This window comes from Streptomyces sp. NBC_01426, from assembly GCF_036231985.1.
GTDB lineage: Bacteria > Actinomycetota > Actinomycetes > Streptomycetales > Streptomycetaceae > Streptomyces.
On record NZ_CP109500.1, the window covers coordinates 5,345,862 to 5,361,381 of the forward strand.

A 15,520-nucleotide genomic window follows, 5' to 3' on the forward strand; every position below is an offset into this window, starting at 1 on the left:
CCCCTCCGCTCCGCTCTTCTCCCGGGTTACTTCGCGACCGCGGCGGCCAGCTTCGAGAGCGGCTCGGCCAGCGCGTTGACCGCGTCCGAGAGCTCCTTGCGCTCCGCCTCGCCGACCTTGTCGTACGAGACGAAGTCGTAGCCCGTCTTGTCGGCGCGGTACTTGTCCAGCAGCGTGTTCAGCGCGGCGAACCGGGTGTCCAGGGTCTTCGCGAGCTCCGGGTCGTTCTTCGAGGCGACCGGCTTCAGCAGCTGGTAGGCCTTCTCCGCGCCCTCGACGTTCGCCTTGAAGTCGACCAGGTCGGTGTGGCTGAAGAACTCCTCCTCGCCCGTCACCTTGCCGGTGGCGACCTCGTCCAGGAGCTCCTTGGCGCCGTTCGCCATCGAGGTCGGGGTGATCTCGGCCGTGCCGACCTTCTTCTGCCACACGGTGAGGTCGGCCATCAGGGTGTCCGCGAGCTTCTTCTCCGGCTCGCCGAGCTTGCCGTCCTTGAACACGGCCTTCTCCAGCGTGTGCCAGCCGGTCCACTCCTGGTTGGCTTCCAGGTCGGCCTCGCGGAGGTCAACCTTCGGGTCCAGGTCGCCGAAGGACTCGGCGACGGGCTCGGTGCGCTCCCAGCCGATGCGCGAGACGGCGTACGCCTTCTTCGCGGCCTCGACGTCGCCGGCCTTGACCGCGTCCGCGAAGGCCTGCGCCTTGGGGAGGGTCTCGTCGGCCTGCGCCTGCACGTACTTGCGGTACCCGGCGACCGCGGCGTCCATCTCCGGGCTGCGCTTGGCGACGGCGCCGCCGCCGGTGGCCTTGACCGCCTGGCGGATGCCGTCGCCCTTCATGCCGGGCTTGCAGGCGATCTCGTAGTCGCCCGCCTTGATCTCGGCGGTGATGGAGGCCTTGGTGCCGGGGCCGATGTTCTCGCGCTCGGCGACGATCCGGTCGTCGGGGAAGAGGACGTAGACCTCGGTGACCTTGGAGCCCTTGTTCTCGACGTCGACAGTGATCTTGCCGGCGGGGAACTCCTTCTTGGAGACCTCGCAGGCGCTGTCCGAGGCGGCGACCTTGATCGCGCCGTCGCCGCCGGCGTCGCCCTTCTCCGCGCAACCCGTGACGGCGGTGAGCGCGGCCACGACGGCGGCCGCGGCGAGAACGGTGAGGCGAGCGGGTCGCATGGAGGCTCCTGGCGAGGTAAGGGCTGGTGAGGCGGACCTAACTTAACCGAGGCTTACCTCACTCATACCCGACAGTCCAGTGATACAGCTCTCACCTTTCACCGCCGGACACGAGGCCGTCACGGCCCTTCCATGACGACCCCATGGCCGGGTCAAGCCAAGGTCAAGCCCGGCTCCTCGTTCCGCCCGACGGAACGCGTCGGCCCGGCCGCCGCACGGCCCGTGATCATCGCCGGCCGGCCGGCGCGGTCGGCTCAGCCGCGGATCGGGACCACGAGCGGCGCCCCGCCGCGCGGGTGCGGGAGCACCTCCACCGGCTGCCGGTAGACCCGGCTCAGCAGGCCGCCCTCGAACACCTCGGACGGCGGCCCGTCCACCGCGATCCGCCCGTCGTGCAGGACCGCCACCCGGTCGGCGTACGCCGCCGCCAGGCCCAGGTCGTGCAGGACGACGACCACCGCGTCCCCGGCCGCGGCCCGCTCCCGGCAGATCCGCAGCACCAGTTCCTGGTGGCGCAGGTCCAGGGCGGCGGTCGGTTCGTCGAGCAGCAGCAGCGGGGCCCGTTGGGCCAGTACCCGGGCGAGCGCGACCCGGGCGCGTTCGCCGCCGGACAGCGCGGAGAACGGGCGGCCGGCGAACTCCGTCACCTCGGTCGCGGCCATGGCCCGGGCCACCGCCTCCTCGTCGTCCTGCTCCAGCGGGGTGCCGGCCCAGGGCGCGCGGCCCATCCGTACGACGTCCTCCACCGGGAAGGGGAAGGACAGCGCGGCCGACTGGGGGAGCGCCGAGCGGCGCAGCGCCAGATCGGGCGCCGACCAGTCGCCCACCGGGCGCCCGTCGATCCGTACGGTCCCCGAGGCGGCCGGCAGGTCGGCGCAGAGCGCGGCCAGCAGTGTGGACTTGCCCGCGCCGTTCGGTCCGACCAGGGCCAGCACCTCGCCGGCCCGGGCGCTCAGGTCGATGCCGGCGAGCACCTCGCGCTGCCCGAGGCGCACGTGCAGGTCCACGGCCTCGGCGCACGGCGTGCCGGGTGCGGGCCGGACGGGGATGCTCCGTCGGGTCCGGCGGAAGAGGGTGATCATGCCCAGCCTCCCTGCTTGCGGCGGGTCCGGCGCAACAGCCAGAAGAAGAACGGGCTGCCGATGAGCGCGGTCAGCACGCCCAACGGGAGTTCGGCGGGCTGCGCGAGCGTCCGCGCGGCCAGGTCGCCCGCGACCAGGACCACGGCGCCGGCGAGGGCGCTGCCCGGGACGAGGAAGCGGTGGCCGGGGCCGTTCGCCATCCGCAGCAGGTGCGGGACGAGCAGGCCGACGAAGGTGATGATGCCCGCCACCGCGACGGCCGCCGCCGTCAGCAGCGCGACGACCAGGATCAGGGCCAGACGCAGCCGTTCCACGTCCACGCCGAGGTGCCGGGCCGGTCGCTCGCCCAGGGCCAGCAGGTCGAGCTTGCGGGCGTGGAACGGGGCGACGAGCAGGCCGGCGAGCGCGCAGGGCAGGACGGCGAGCACCTTGGGCCAGGTGGCCTGGGCGAGGGAGCCGAGCTGCCAGAAGGTGATCTGGTTGACCTGGCCGCTGTCCGCGAAGAAGACGAACAGGCCGATCAGGGCGCCCGCGAAGGCGTTGACGGCGATGCCGGTCAGGATCAGCGTGACGACCTCGGTCCTGCCGCCGTTGCGGGACAGCAGGTAGACGGCGGCGACCGTGATCAGACCCGCCACGAAGGCGCAGGCGGTGACGGTCCAGTTCCCGAGGAAGGTCAGACCCAGTCCGATCGCGGCGACCGCGCCGACGGCGGCGCCCGCCGAGATGCCGATGACGCCCGGTTCGGCGAGCGGGTTGCCGAACACGCCCTGCATCAGGGCGCCGGCGCAGCCGAGGCTGGATCCGACGAGCAGGGCGAGCACGACGCGGGGCAGCCGTACGTTCCACAGCACGCTCTCGCCGACCCGGTCGAGGGCGGCCCCGCCGAGGCCCACGCGGTGCTGCACGGAGGCGAGTACGTCCCCGACGGGGATCCGGTAGGCGCCCACGCCCGCGGAGACCAGCGCCAGCACGACCAGCGCCACGACCAGGGCGAGGGTCAGGATCAGGGCGGTGGGCCGGGTGCGGGCAGGACCCTTCAAGGGCGCGGCGGGCGCGGCGGGTGCCGGGGGCACTGCGGGGGTCGGGGGCGTCGCGGGCGGCGCCGTGGAGCCGCCCGCGCGCGGGGGCTCGTGGGAGACGGTCACCTCAGGCCTTGCCGTAGAGCTGGGAGATCAGGGAGGTGAGGACCTGGTCGGTGCGGGGGCCGTAGTTGAGGAGCACCCCGTCGTCGACGGAGACCACGCGGCGGTCCATGCCGGCCGGCGTCTGGGCCACACCGGGGATCTTCACCAGGCCGTCCACGCCGCCCACGGACTCCAGGCCCTTGCTCATGACCAGGATCGCGTCGGGCGCCGCCGCCGCCAGCGCCTCGCTGGTGATCGGGGTGAAGTCCTTGCCGAGCCCCGACTCCTTGCCGGTGTCCACGGCGCCGGCCGCCTCCAACAGCGAGGCCGCGCCGGAGTCGGAACCGCCCAGCAGGTAGACGGAGGCGGTGCCGCGCAGATAGAGGAAGGCCACTCGGGGCTTCTTGCCGGCCGCGGCGGCGGGGATGTGCTCGCGGGCGGCGGCGATCCGGTCGGCGGTGCGCCGGCCGAGTCGGGTACCGGCGTCCTTGACGCCCAGCGCGCGGGCGACGGTGTCGATCCGCTTCGGTACGTCGTCCAGCGTCTTGGCGGGGGCGACGACCAGCAGCGGGATGCCCGCGTCGCGGATCTGCCCGATCGCCTCGGCGGGGCCGGTGGTGGTCTCGGCGATCACCAGCGTGGGGCGCAGCGACAACACGCTCTCGGCGGACACGTCGTGTGCTCGTGTCACCACCGGCAGCTTGGCGGCCTGTTCGAAGGTGGCGGTGATGTCCCGGGCGACGACCCGGTCGCCGAGCCCCAGGGTGTGGACGATCTCGCTGAGGCTGCCGGTAAGCGGGACCACGCGGTCCGCCGAGGTGATGGTCACCGAGGTGCCGTCCGCCGAGGGCACGGTCACCGGGAGGGCGGGCGTCGGTGACGGGGTGAGGGGTTCCACCCGGTCGGGGGCGGCCGCCGCGGCGCCGGTGGGGGAGTCGGCGGCGCCGGTGGGGGAGTCCGCGGGGGTGGCCGTACCTCCGCAGCCCGTCAGCGCGGTGAGTGCCAGGGCCAACGAGGCCGCGGCGGACGCGAGGCGGGGGATGCGGGATGACGCGGCGGGCGTAGGCACGAAGGCACCGTCCTGATCGTCCGACTGGAGTTCTTGAATGTTCTTCAAAGTTCTGGCGACCGGGGGGTTCCCCACCCGGCAGCAGGTAGCTTAGGTTAGCCTAACCTTATTGACCAGACCTTGGAGGGGCCCGTCATGCCCGCAAGACCTGTCCGTGCGTGCGCAGTCGCCGTGTTGGCGGCTCTGCTGGGAGCCCTGCTCCCGGCCACCGTCGCCCAGGCGGCCGACCGCACCGTGCAGGGAGGGCGGCTCGACTGGGGCATCAAATCGTCGTTCCAGAGTTATGTCACCGGCCCCCTCTCGAAAGGCGGATTCAAGCTGAAGAGCGGCGCCGCCACCGTCGGCGGCAGCCTGTTCCGCTTCCACTCCGCGACCGGCTCCTACGATCCCGAATCCGGCTCCTTCGGCGCCGCGTTCACCGGCGGGGTCACCTTCCAGGGCCACCAGAAGCCCGACGGCTCGTACGAACTCGACCTCACCGTCAGCCGCCCCACCGTCGAGATCTCCGGAGGCCGCGGCACCCTCTACGTGGACGTCACCGGCAAGGCCAAGGACACCGGGGCCGTCAGCACGGCCTCCCGGGTCCCCTTCGCCACCCTCGGCCTCGGCGGCATCGACATGAAGGGCGGCGGCAGCCCGATCGCCCTCACGAACGTCCCGACCACCCTGACCGCGGAAGGCGCCAAGTCGTTCGCCGGCTACTACACCGCCGGCACCCGGCTCGACCCCGTCTCGCTGTCCGTCGACGTCAAGGCCCCCGCCGAGCGGGGCGCGACGCCCAGCGGGCAGCCCAGTGCCCCGGCCGAGAGCCCGCAGGCCGCGGGCGCCTTCACCGACGCCGCCGTCGACTGGGGCGTCCGGCGCACCTTCCGCGAGTACGTCACCGGATCCGTCGGGCAGGGCAAGTGGACCCTGGCCGAAGGCGCCCAGGACGGCGGCGCGCTGTTCCGCTTCCCGCAGGGCAAGGGCACGTACGACGGCCGGAAGGGCACCCTTGACGCGGTGTTCGCCGGCACCGTCCGGTTCACCGGCGCCCACCTCGACCTCACCCTCGGCAAGGTGAGCGTCACGGTGGACGGCGGCAAGGGCGTCCTGACCGCCGACGTCGTCACCCCCGCCGAGACCAGGAACGCCGTCGCGCTCGTCGAGTTCGACGCCAAGACCCTCAAGACCGAGGGCGGCCTCGCCACCCTCACCGAAGCCCCGGCCACCCTCACCGAGGGCGGCTCCCAGGCCTTCAACGCCATGTACAGGGCCGGCACCGGGATGGACCCCGTCTCGCTCTCCGTCGCCCTCGACGCGAACACCAAGCTTCCCGCCCTGCCCGACCTGGGCTCCGCGGCCTCGCCGTCGCCCTCCCAGGCACCCGCGGCCGCCGCCTCCCAGGCACCCCCGAAGGCCGAGGCCGAGAAGGGCTCGTCCGTCGGGCTGTACGTCGCCCTCGCCGCGGCCCTGCTGGTCCTGGCCGCCGGCGTGATCTTCCTCCTCCTGCGCAAGCGCCGTACGGCCGCCGCCGGTTCCGGGGCCTCGGGCCCCGCCGACCCGCGGCCGTGACACCCCCGCCCGCACCGCGTCACACCCCCCGTCTCCCCTCGTTGCCCTTTCAGGAGTACTCAGCCATGTCGTCCCACCGCCGACCGATCGCCGTAGCGGCCGCGATCGCCACCGCCGCCGCCCTCGGCGCCACCGCCCTCGTCCTGCCCGCGACGGCGGCGGTCTCCGCCCCGGCCCCGGCCGCCGCGGGTACCGCCGCGCCGTGGCCGATCGTCAAGGGCACCCTCGACTGGGGCGTGAAGGAGACCTTCCGCACCTATGTCACCACCGTCGCCAAGGGTGAGATCACCGTCGCCGACGGCGCCACGAAGAACGCCGACGGCACCTTCCGCTTCGGCGCCCCCACCGGCCAGTACACCCCGAGCGGCGCCCACATCGTGACCGCCGCCTTCAAGGGCAGCGTCACCTTCAAGTCGACCGCGCACCACTTCGAGATCACCCTGAGCAACCCGCGCTTCGACACCGGCGCGAAGAAGCTCGTCGTCGACGTGAAGAAGAACGGCACGCTCACCGCGAACGTCCCGTTCGCGACCGTGGCCTTCGCCGGCCCGCAGATGGAGAAGCTGGGGACGGTCCTCACCGCGGAGGCCGCCGAGCAGCTCGACTACCCGGGCTACAAGGACCAGCCGGGAGACGCGCTGACGGCGGTCCTGGAGTTCGGCAAGCCGCCGGTCGACCCCAAGCCGTCCACGTCCACGGACCCCGAGCCCACGACGTCCACGGACCCGAAGCCGACCACGTCCACGGAGCCCAGGCCGACGACCTCGACGAAGCCGTCGACGTCCACCAAGCCGCCCACCAAGCCGCCCACCAGGCCGTCCACCTCGACGGGCCCCAAGCCCTCGACCTCCACCGGCGCCCCGGCCGACGGCGCCCGGCAGATCCAGAGCGGCAAGCTCAAGTGGGGCGTCAAGGAGTCCTTCCGCACGTACGTCCAGTCCGCGGGCTCCATCACCCCCGCGGGCGGCGCGGTCGCGAGCGACGGCACCTTCTCCTTCGCCGGCGGCAAGGGCACCCTCGACACGAGCAAGGGCAAGCTGAACGCGTCCTTCGAGGGCAACCTGCGCTTCCGGTACGCGGCCCACGGCATCGACATGACCTTCGGCAACGTCCGCATCGACACCCAGGGCGCCAAGGGCACCCTGGTCCTGGACGTGAAGACCGCCGCCGGCACGAAGACGAACGTCCCCTTCGCCACGCTCGACCTGGCCAAGGCCGAGTACAAGACCAGCAAGGGCCTGCTCGCCCTGAACGGCGTCCGCACCGCACTGACCGAACAGGGCGCCGCGGCCTTCCTGCGGGAGCCGTCCACCACCCCCGTCCACCAGGACGGCTACGCGCCCGGTGACCGGATCGACGACGTCAACCTCACCGTGTCCGTGGACAAGGACGTCACCGCCCCCGACGCCACCGGAGGCTCCACCACCGGCGGTTCGACCTCGGGCGGTACCGGCAGCACCGGCGGTACGGGCACGGGCGGCGGCGGCACCGTCGGCGGCGGCGGGAGCGTCGGCGGCGGCGGCAACCTCGCCTCCACCGGCGCCGAGATCCCGGCCGGAGCCCTGCTCGGAGCCTCCGGCGCGGTCATCGCGGCCGGCGCCGGCGCGGTCCTCATCGCCCGCAGGCGGCGCATGACCCAGGGCTGAGCCGTGCTTGAATGCCCGCTTGACATCCTCCCCGCCCTGAAGGACGGGGATTCCTGGCTCACTTCGCCTGACACCTGGCAGGTGGCAGGTCTCACAAGATCAACGCCAGCCGGGTACGAGACCAGCCCGGACGAGCATCACGCGGGCGGAGTTCTTGTCCCTGGGGGACTCGATTCCGCAAGCGGTGCACGTATACGTTCTCATCGAAAGAGGTAGGCGGTGCTTGGCTCTCGCTCCGCAGTGCGCGCAGTCCATCGTGGTGTGCGCGGGGTGGACGAGGTGCAGCTCGCGGCCGTGCTTGCGGCCCATCTCGATCAGGGCCGTCTTCGTGGCGCCGATCGCGGCGTCCGCGGCCTTGCGGGCCATGGTCGACTTCGCGAGGAACTTCGGGCGGAAGTCCTCGACGGCGAGCCGGTCGAAGTCGCGCACGACCGCCTTGGCCCACTTGCGGGCCGTGTCCTGGCGCCGGCGGGCGACCTTCTTGTGGAGCTTGGCGGTCTGCCGCTTCGCCTCGCGGTAGCCCTTCGAGCCAGGCCGGCCTTTCTTCGGCTTCCTGCGGGCCGTCATCCGCTGGTAGTGCGCGAGCTTCTCGGCGGCGCTCTTGCCGTGCTCGGGGTGCGGCAGATCGTGGGCGCCGGACGTGGTGGTCGCGATCTCCTTGACGCCCCAGTCGACGCCGATCATCCTGCCCGTCGCGGGAAGGGCCTCGGTCACGGTGGCGACCACGAAAGACGCGTACCAGTGCCCGAGGCCGTCCTGGTAGACGCGGACGGAGGAGGGAGGCTCCGGCAGGGCCCGCGACCAGACCACACGCAGGACGATCCCGCCGGCCACGTGCAGACACCCGTCCTTGAGGCGGAAGCCGCGCCGGGTGTAGTTCAGGCTCGGCAGCGCCTCGCGCTTCTTCTTCGGCTTCGGCATCCCGGCCCGCTGCTTCATCGGCAGCCTGGCCTTGATGTCCCCCAGCGCCTTCGCGCGGGACTTGGCGAAATCGCGGATGATCTGCTGCTGTGGAACAGAAGAACCCTCCCTCAGCCACGCCATCGAACGCCGGGCCCCGGTCAGCATCCTGTCGAGCTGCGCCGGACCGCAGGTCGTCTTCGTCTCGGCGTCCTTGTTGAGCTTGTGGACCGCGCGGGACATCGCCACGCACTCGTTCCACACCCAGCGGCACCGCGCCCACTCCGCTTCGAGCCGGTCCGCGGCGCCTGACGACACGCGGAGCCGGTAGGTGTACCGGGCGTGCCCGGTCCCCTCGTCGGCCAACGCCGCTGTCGTCATGATCGCAACGTAACAGCGCCCACTGACAACGAACGAAAGCTCAGGTCACAGCAGATGCGCAGAGAACTCCGCCGCTTCGCGGCTCCGAGCCGAGGACCCCTTCCTCCCCGGACTGAAGCCCGGGGCATCCTGGGAGAGATCCGGTGAACGATCTCGACGTGCTCAGGGTCTTCTGCGCGGGCGACGGCCGGTACGGCAACCTGCTCGGAGTCGTCCGCGACGGCCGCACCTGCCCCGACGACGCGTCCCGGCAGGCGCTGGCCGCCGAACTCGGCTACAGCGAGACGGTGTTCGTCGACGACCCCGAACGAGGGGTCGTCGACATCCGTACCCCCGGCACCCGGCTCGCCTTCGCCGGGCACCCGCTGGTCGGCCTCGCCTGGTTGCTCGACATCGAGGAACTCCAGCCGCCGGTCGGATCCGTCTGGGCCCGCGACGACGGCGAGTTCACCTGGATCACCGCCCGCCCCGAATGGGTCGAGGGCAAGCGCACCCAGCAGTACGCGTCCGCCGCCGAGGTCGAGGAGCTGCCCGCCCCGCCGCCGGGCGAGGGCTGGTTGTACGCCTGGGCGTGGGAGGACGAGACCGCGGGCCGGATCCGGGCCCGCGGGTTTCCGCGCCGCCCCGACGGCGCCGTCGTCGAGGACGAGGCCACCGGCTCGGCCGCGATCCTGCTCACGGCCGAGCTGAACCGCGCCCTGAACATCACCCAGGGCGCCGGCTCCCAACTCCTCACCGCGCCCGGCCCGGACGGCACGGTCGAGATCGGCGGACGCGTGCGCTTCGCCCCCGGGAACTGAGCACCCCGACCGACCCGGTCGAGTGCCGCGGCGCCGGACACGGGCAAGGGGCGGCCCCCGGCGGGGCCGCCCCTTGCCTCTCGTCCACCGGTCGGTCCCGGACGTCGCTCACGCGCTGAGCGGGAACTCCCGGCCCAGTTCGCGGAAGACGGCGCCGTTGAAGTCGAAGGCGCGCTTGCACTCGTCGATGATCCGCTGCTTCTCCAGGTCGTCCGCGGAGATGGCGTCCAGCAGCTCGCGGTAGGTGCGCTTGAAGGCGGCCGGGTTGGAGATGTCCGCGAACACGTAGAAGCGCACGCCGTCGCCCTTGCGCTCGAAGCCCCAGGTGCGCTCGGCCTTGTCCCGGATGATCTGTCCGCCGGACAGGTCGCCCAGGTAGCGGGTGTAGTGGTGGGCCACGTAACCGCCCGGCCAGCCGGCCGCGCACTCGGCCACCCGGGCCGCGTACGCCTCGGTCGCCGGCAGCGCCACCAGCGACCCGCGCCACTCGGGGCCGCGCAGGTGCGCGAGGTCCCGCTCGATCTCCGCCAGGCGCATCAGCTCGGGCCGGATGAACGGCCCGGCGACCGCGTCGTCCTTGAGGGACTCGGCCGCGTCCTCCAGGGCCCGGTACACGAACCACAGCTGCTCGGTGTAGCGGGTGTAGGCGTCGACGCCCAGTCGGCCGCCGAGCAGATCGCTCATGAACGTCGAGGTCTCGGCCTCCGTGTGCTGCTCGTGCGAGGCGACACGGATGACCGTGGAGAAGGCGTCCAAGGCGGACCTCCGAGAAATCGGGGGATGAGGCAGGCGTGGCGGCATCGCCGCCACACCTCGATCCTCGTACTTAGGCTTGCCTAAGTCAATGTGTTCCCGACGTCCTGTCGGTAAAAATTCGCCCGGCCCGGAGGCCCTCCGACAGGGCCTAGGGCAGCGTGAGGATCTCCGCTCCCGTGTCGGTCACGACCAGCGTGTGCTCGAACTGCGCCGTCCGCTTGCGGTCCTTCGTGACGACCGTCCAGCCGTCGTCCCACATGTCGTACTCGTGGGTGCCGAGCGTGAGCATCGGCTCGATCGTGAAGGTCATGCCGGGCTCGATGACCGTGGTGGCGTGCGGGCTGTCGTAGTGCGGGACGATCAGGCCGGAGTGGAAGGACGTGCTGATGCCGTGCCCGGTGAAGTCCCGGACCACCCCGTAGCCGAAGCGCTTCGCGTACGACTCGATGACCCGACCGATGATGTTGATCTGCCGGCCGGGCTTGACCGACTTGATGGCACGGTTCAAGGACTCGCGGGTGCGCTCCACCAGCAGGCGCGACTCCTCGTCCACCTCCCCGCACAGGTAGGTGGCGTTGTTGTCGCCGTGGACCCCGCCGATGTACGCGGTCACGTCGAGGTTCACGATGTCGCCGTCGCGCAGGACGGTCGAGTCGGGGATGCCGTGACAGATGACCTCGTTGACGGAGGAGCACAGGGACTTGGGGAAGCCCCGGTAGCCGAGCGTCGAGGGATAGGCCCCGTGGTCGCACATGTACTCGTGGGCGACCTTGTCGAGCGCGTCGGTGGTCACCCCCGGCGCGATGTGCTTGGCGGCCTCCTCCATCGCCTGGGCGGCGATCCGGCCGGCGATGCGCATGGCCTCGATGGTCTCGGCGGTCTGCACCTCCGGTCCGGTGTACGGAGTGGGCGCGGGCTTGCCCACGTACTCGGGCCGGCGGATGTTTCCGGGAACGGAACGGACGGGAGAGAGCTCGCCTGGTACGAGCAGCGACTGGCCAGACATGCAGGCGAGTGTATCCAGCGGTGATGGGGCAAGCTGGCGACAGAGAGCGGCACGAGAGGAGCCCGAGGACGATGGCCCTGTTCAAGAAGCGCCAGGTCGGCAAGCCCGGCGAGTGGTACTACTGCCTGGTCCACAAGAAGGTCGAAGAGGGCCCCGACTGCCCGGCGAAGGACCGTTTCGGCCCCTACGCCACGCCCGAGGAGGCGACCCACGCCATGGAGACGGCGCAGGAACGCAACCTCGAATGGCAGAACGACCCGAAATGGAACGACAAGACCCCCGAGGCGGGCGAGGAAACCCCCTGAAACAGAGGGTGAGGCGGGCCGGCGGGGGCGGTGGGATGGCACCCCTCCCGGGCGGCGCCCCTCACCAGCGGCCGGGCGGCGGCGCGGTCAGCTGATCGGCCAGCCGCGCCAGCCGGTCCCGGAACCGCCGCGAGCCGCGCCGGCCCGGCGGCCCGTTCTCCCCGGCCGCCGCGCTGACCAGGTGCTGCACCGTGTCCAGGTCCAGCTCGGCCGTGGCACCCGGCACCGACAGCGCCTCGTGCGCCAACGTCCCCAGCGCGGGATCCCCGCCGTCCAGGGACAGCACGGTCGCCCCCGCCCGCCGCGCATCGTGCACCCGCTCCAGCAGCCCCGCGTCCGGCTCCTGCGGGGCCACCACCAGCAGCGTGTGCCCGCGCCGGGCCGCCCCCAGCCGGCTCAGCCCCACCGACAGGTGCGGCGGCTCGCCCGGCAGCACACGGTGCCGCACGAGCGTCGGCGCCAGCTCCGGCAGCCCCGACCACGCCGCCTCGTCCACCAGGTGCGCGGCCATGTGCCACGGCTCGTACTGCTCCGTACCCACCAGCAGCAGGCCCCCGCCGGCCGGAACCACCGCGCGCCGCAACGCGCCGGCGAAACCCCGGGCGGCACCCGGCCACCGCGTCCCGGCGAGAACCTCGCGCAGCAACGCCACCCTCACCGCATCCATGGCGGGCATCCTGCACCAGGGAAAGGGCGCGCGGGTGCGATACCGGCGGCTCCCGTCCATTCGACTGACGCGTACTCGGCAGTACTCTCGCCCCCATGACTTCCTCAGACAGCACGCAGAAGCCGCCGGCCAAGGACCCCCGGGACCTGCCCGACGTCTCCGGCCTCGTGGTCGGCGTCCTCGGCGGCACCGGCGACCAGGGCCGCGGCCTCGCCTACCGGTTCGCCCGGGCCGGCCAGAAGGTGATCATCGGCTCCCGCGCCGCGGACCGCGCACAGGCCGCGGCCGAGGAGCTGGGCCTGGGCGTCGAGGGCGCCGACAACGCCGACTGCGCCCGACGCAGCGACATCGTGATCATCGCGGTGCCGTGGGAGGGCCACGCCAAGACCCTCGAAGCACTGCGCGAGGACCTCGCCGGCAAGCTCGTCGTGGACTGCGTCAACCCGCTCGGCTTCGACAAGCAGGGCGCCTACGCCCTCCCCGTCGAGGAGGGCAGCGCGGCCCAGCAGGCCGCGGCCCTGCTCCCCGACTCCCGGGTCACCGCCGCCTTCCACCACCTCTCGGCGGTACTGCTCCAGGACGAGACGGTCGAGGAGATCGACACCGACGTGATGGTCCTCGGCGAGTCCCGCGCCGACACCGACCTCGTCCAGGCCCTCGCCGCCCGCATCCCGGGCATGCGCGGCGTCTTCTCCGGCCGCCTGCGCAACGCCCACCAGGTCGAAGCCCTGGTCGCGAACCTCATCTCCACCAACCGCCGCTACAAGGCCCACGCGGGCCTGCGCGTCACGGACGTCTGAGACGACCGCGCCCCGTCCGGGCGCGGGCCGGCGCCGGCCCGCACGGCCGACCCCGAGCGGCAGCGCTCGCAGGGTCAGCCGCGCCGGCCGGCCCGCACGTCGAGCGGGCCCAGCCGCCCCACGACGCCCTGATGGAACCGCGCCACGGCGTCGTCGACACTGCGGATGAACCCCGATTCCGTGTTGCCCCGGGTATTGCCCATCCCCTTGATGAGCGTCAGCCGGAACCCGGCCGGCGGCGCCCCGTCCCGGGGCAGCAGGTTCCCCGGCTCCGGCCGCAACCGCTCCAGGGTCCCGCGCGCCCCGATCCCGCCCTCGACCAGGCTCTCCACATGGAGGTCCGCCGGCGCCTCGGCCAGCATCCGGACCAGCCTCTTCACCGAGACCAGCGCGGAGGAGCCCTCCGGGGCGGGAACCTCCATCGAGGTCCGTACCTTTCCCGTCCGCAGATCGGCGGTCACCGCGATGATCCCGCTCGTGCCGTCGACCCGCAGTTCCGCCGAGAGCCGGCCGTCCGCGCACAGGGTCTCGGCCGCGGCGAGCCGGCGCTCCCGGGGATCGCTGCCCCGCCGGGCCCGCTGCACGGGGAGGGCCTTTTGGCCCAGCTCCCCGCCCAGGCGCAGACAGACCTGGCGGATCAGCCGTTCCCAGCTCTCCACCACGTCGACGGCCCGCTCGTCGCCCGGGTTGAGGGTCTCGTCCTCGATGCCCTTGCGGACGGGTACCCAGGACGGTCCCATGTTCTGGAACCCGTGGCAGCCGGAGTTCTCGTGCTGGAGGTACTCCAGCAGTTCCTGGAGCAGCCAGGCGTGCGCGGGGTTGCCCACGCCCTCGTGGCGGATCAGGAGCTGGGCCTGGTGGGCCACCTCCGCCCACGACAGGTGCCAGAGGTCGACCTTGTGCTTGCGGCGCCCGTCGATCTTGACGTCGACCACGGGGGCGCCGTCGAGGGCCACGTCGTTGGAGAGCGTGATGACGGCCTCGTAGCCGCGCCGCGTGGCGATGTCCATGTACGCCTGTACCTGCTCGGCCCGCAGCGGGTTCCCGTTGGTCTTCGTCTCCACGAGCGCCGTCCAGAGCTTGCCGGCGCGCTCGATCCGGATGACACCGTCCGGCCGCCGTGGGGCGTCGCCGTGGGGCAACGACACCTCCGTGAAGGTCTGCGTCCGTCCGGCGGGGGCGCCGAAGGCGGCCGTGAGCCGGCGGCCCAGTTCGGGCACCTGCGTCATGACGGCGAGCAGCACCGAGGTCGCGCGCACCTCCCGCTCCCGGTCGCTCTTGAGGGTGGGGACCGGGAAGAGCCGAGCCGGCTGCCAGGAGTCGTTCTCGGCCAGCGACTTCCTGGCGACCCTGGGCAGCGTGACCTTCTTCCTGGTCGTACGGGCGCCCCCGGCGGCGGAGCCGTCCCGGCCGCGGGACTGGGCGGGGATCCCGGCCACCGAGGCGGCGGCCCGGGACGGAGCGCCCTGGGCCGGCCCGCCGGGCGCGGCGGCGGCCCCGCTCGGGGCGGGAGCCGCGCCCGGCGTCGTGGTCCCCGGTCCGGCGGCGACCGGGACACCGGCGGCGACGGGGACACCGGCGGGGACCGGGCCGGCGGCGGGGACCGGGCCGGCGGCCGGCGCCTGCGTACCGCGCGCCGGTTCCGCCGCCGGGTCCGGGGTCGCGGGGGAGTCCGCGCCGTCCTCTCCGTCCTCGCCGCCTTCGTCGATGGAGATGCCGAAATCCGTGGCGAGGCCGGCCAGGCCGGTCTCGTACCCCTGACCCACGGCCCGGAACTTCCACTCCTCGCCCCGCCGGTACAGCTCGCCGAAGACGAAGGCGCTCTCCACGCTCGCGTCGTCGATGGAGAACCCGACCAGGGGCTCGCCGGAGCGGTCCGAGACCGTCATCCGCAGGTCGTCGAGGTCCCCGAAGCGGGCGTCGCCGTACTGGCTCGCCGCCACCACGATCCGCGCGATGTCCGCCGGCACGGCCGTCAGGTCCAGCCCGATCCGGTCCTCGTCGCCGCTGTCGGTGGGCGTCTTCCCGAGCAACTGGACGCTGCCGTCCTCGGCCGCGGGATGGTTGTAGAAGTAGAAGTCGTCGTCCGAGCGGACCTTGCCGTGCGCGTCGAGCAGCAACACGGACACGTCGGCGTCGCCGGCGCCCGACGCGCTGGTCCAGCCCAGACTCACGACCACGGCCCCGGCGTCCTCGCCGAGAGCGGTCAGACTGACGTTCGCACCCTTTGTCATCTCCCGCATGGCTTCCCCCCGGTCGTC

14 protein-coding genes are annotated in these 15,520 nt (G+C 72.6%); 5 read left to right on the top strand and 9 right to left on the bottom strand.

Going from position 1 to position 15,520, the window contains the following annotated elements:
- Window positions 1-26: 26 nt before the first annotated feature.
- The 4 genes from efeO to OG906_RS23770 form a co-directional block, all read right to left on the bottom strand.
- Complete coding sequence (gene efeO / locus OG906_RS23755) at window positions 27-1,166, bottom strand: iron uptake system protein EfeO (RefSeq protein WP_329445605.1); 1,140 nt, start codon at window positions 1,164-1,166, stop codon at window positions 27-29.
- A gap of 254 nt (window positions 1,167-1,420) precedes the next feature.
- A complete protein-coding gene (locus OG906_RS23760) occupies window positions 1,421-2,248 on the bottom strand; it encodes a heme ABC transporter ATP-binding protein (RefSeq protein WP_329445606.1) in 828 nt (275 codons plus the stop codon).
- The gene (locus OG906_RS23765; RefSeq protein WP_402299823.1) at window positions 2,245-3,324 is read right to left on the bottom strand and encodes a FecCD family ABC transporter permease; all 1,080 of its coding nucleotides are present in this window, start codon (window positions 3,322-3,324) and stop codon (window positions 2,245-2,247) included. Before OG906_RS23765 ends, OG906_RS23760 begins: the two co-directional genes overlap by 4 nt.
- Window positions 3,325-3,397: 73 nt before the next feature.
- Window positions 3,398-4,444: a heme/hemin ABC transporter substrate-binding protein gene (locus tag OG906_RS23770; RefSeq protein WP_329445608.1), complete on the bottom strand. Its 1,047-nt coding sequence runs from the start codon at window positions 4,442-4,444 to the stop codon at window positions 3,398-3,400.
- A gap of 135 nt (window positions 4,445-4,579) precedes the next feature.
- On the opposite strand from OG906_RS23770, the gene OG906_RS23775 reads away from it, so the two are divergent.
- Window positions 4,580-5,998, top strand: a complete 1,419-nt coding sequence (locus OG906_RS23775) for an HtaA domain-containing protein (protein ID WP_329445610.1) — start codon at window positions 4,580-4,582, stop codon at window positions 5,996-5,998.
- A 65-nt stretch (window positions 5,999-6,063) separates the two neighbouring features.
- Window positions 6,064-7,644 (top strand): HtaA domain-containing protein, encoded by a 1,581-nt coding sequence (locus OG906_RS23780; protein ID WP_329445612.1) that lies wholly within the window; start codon window positions 6,064-6,066, stop codon window positions 7,642-7,644.
- 99 nt (window positions 7,645-7,743) lie between these two features.
- Here OG906_RS23780 and OG906_RS23785 read toward each other — a convergent pair whose 3' ends face one another.
- A complete protein-coding gene (locus OG906_RS23785; protein WP_329445614.1) occupies window positions 7,744-8,925 on the bottom strand; it encodes an RNA-guided endonuclease InsQ/TnpB family protein in 1,182 nt (393 codons plus the stop codon).
- Window positions 8,926-9,068: 143 nt separating this feature from the next.
- Between OG906_RS23785 and OG906_RS23790 the strand changes: the two genes are divergently transcribed.
- Window positions 9,069-9,725 (top strand): PhzF family phenazine biosynthesis protein, encoded by a 657-nt coding sequence (locus tag OG906_RS23790; RefSeq protein WP_329445616.1) that lies wholly within the window; start codon window positions 9,069-9,071, stop codon window positions 9,723-9,725.
- Between the two features lie 108 nt (window positions 9,726-9,833).
- Here OG906_RS23790 and OG906_RS23795 read toward each other — a convergent pair whose 3' ends face one another.
- A complete protein-coding gene (locus OG906_RS23795; protein WP_329445618.1) occupies window positions 9,834-10,481 on the bottom strand; it encodes a biliverdin-producing heme oxygenase in 648 nt (215 codons plus the stop codon).
- A gap of 148 nt (window positions 10,482-10,629) precedes the next feature.
- Window positions 10,630-11,487, bottom strand: coding sequence for a type I methionyl aminopeptidase (gene map / locus OG906_RS23800; RefSeq protein WP_329445620.1), 858 nt, complete (start codon window positions 11,485-11,487; stop codon window positions 10,630-10,632).
- 71 nt (window positions 11,488-11,558) lie between these two features.
- Between map and OG906_RS23805 the strand changes: the two genes are divergently transcribed.
- On the top strand, window positions 11,559-11,792 hold the full coding sequence (locus OG906_RS23805; RefSeq protein ID WP_329445623.1) for a hypothetical protein: 234 nt from the start codon (window positions 11,559-11,561) through the stop codon (window positions 11,790-11,792).
- 61 nt (window positions 11,793-11,853) lie between these two features.
- On the opposite strand, the gene OG906_RS23810 is transcribed toward OG906_RS23805, so the two are convergent.
- Window positions 11,854-12,459, bottom strand: a complete 606-nt coding sequence (locus tag OG906_RS23810; protein WP_329445625.1) for a hypothetical protein — start codon at window positions 12,457-12,459, stop codon at window positions 11,854-11,856.
- 95 nt (window positions 12,460-12,554) lie between these two features.
- Here OG906_RS23810 and npdG point away from each other — a divergent pair, with 95 nt between their 5' ends.
- Window positions 12,555-13,259: an NADPH-dependent F420 reductase gene (gene npdG, locus OG906_RS23815; protein WP_267798944.1), complete on the top strand. Its 705-nt coding sequence runs from the start codon at window positions 12,555-12,557 to the stop codon at window positions 13,257-13,259.
- A 74-nt stretch (window positions 13,260-13,333) separates the two neighbouring features.
- On the opposite strand, the gene OG906_RS23820 is transcribed toward npdG, so the two are convergent.
- The gene (locus tag OG906_RS23820) at window positions 13,334-15,502 is read right to left on the bottom strand and encodes a TerD family protein (protein ID WP_443067411.1); all 2,169 of its coding nucleotides are present in this window, start codon (window positions 15,500-15,502) and stop codon (window positions 13,334-13,336) included.
- Window positions 15,503-15,520: the final 18 nt, after the last annotated feature.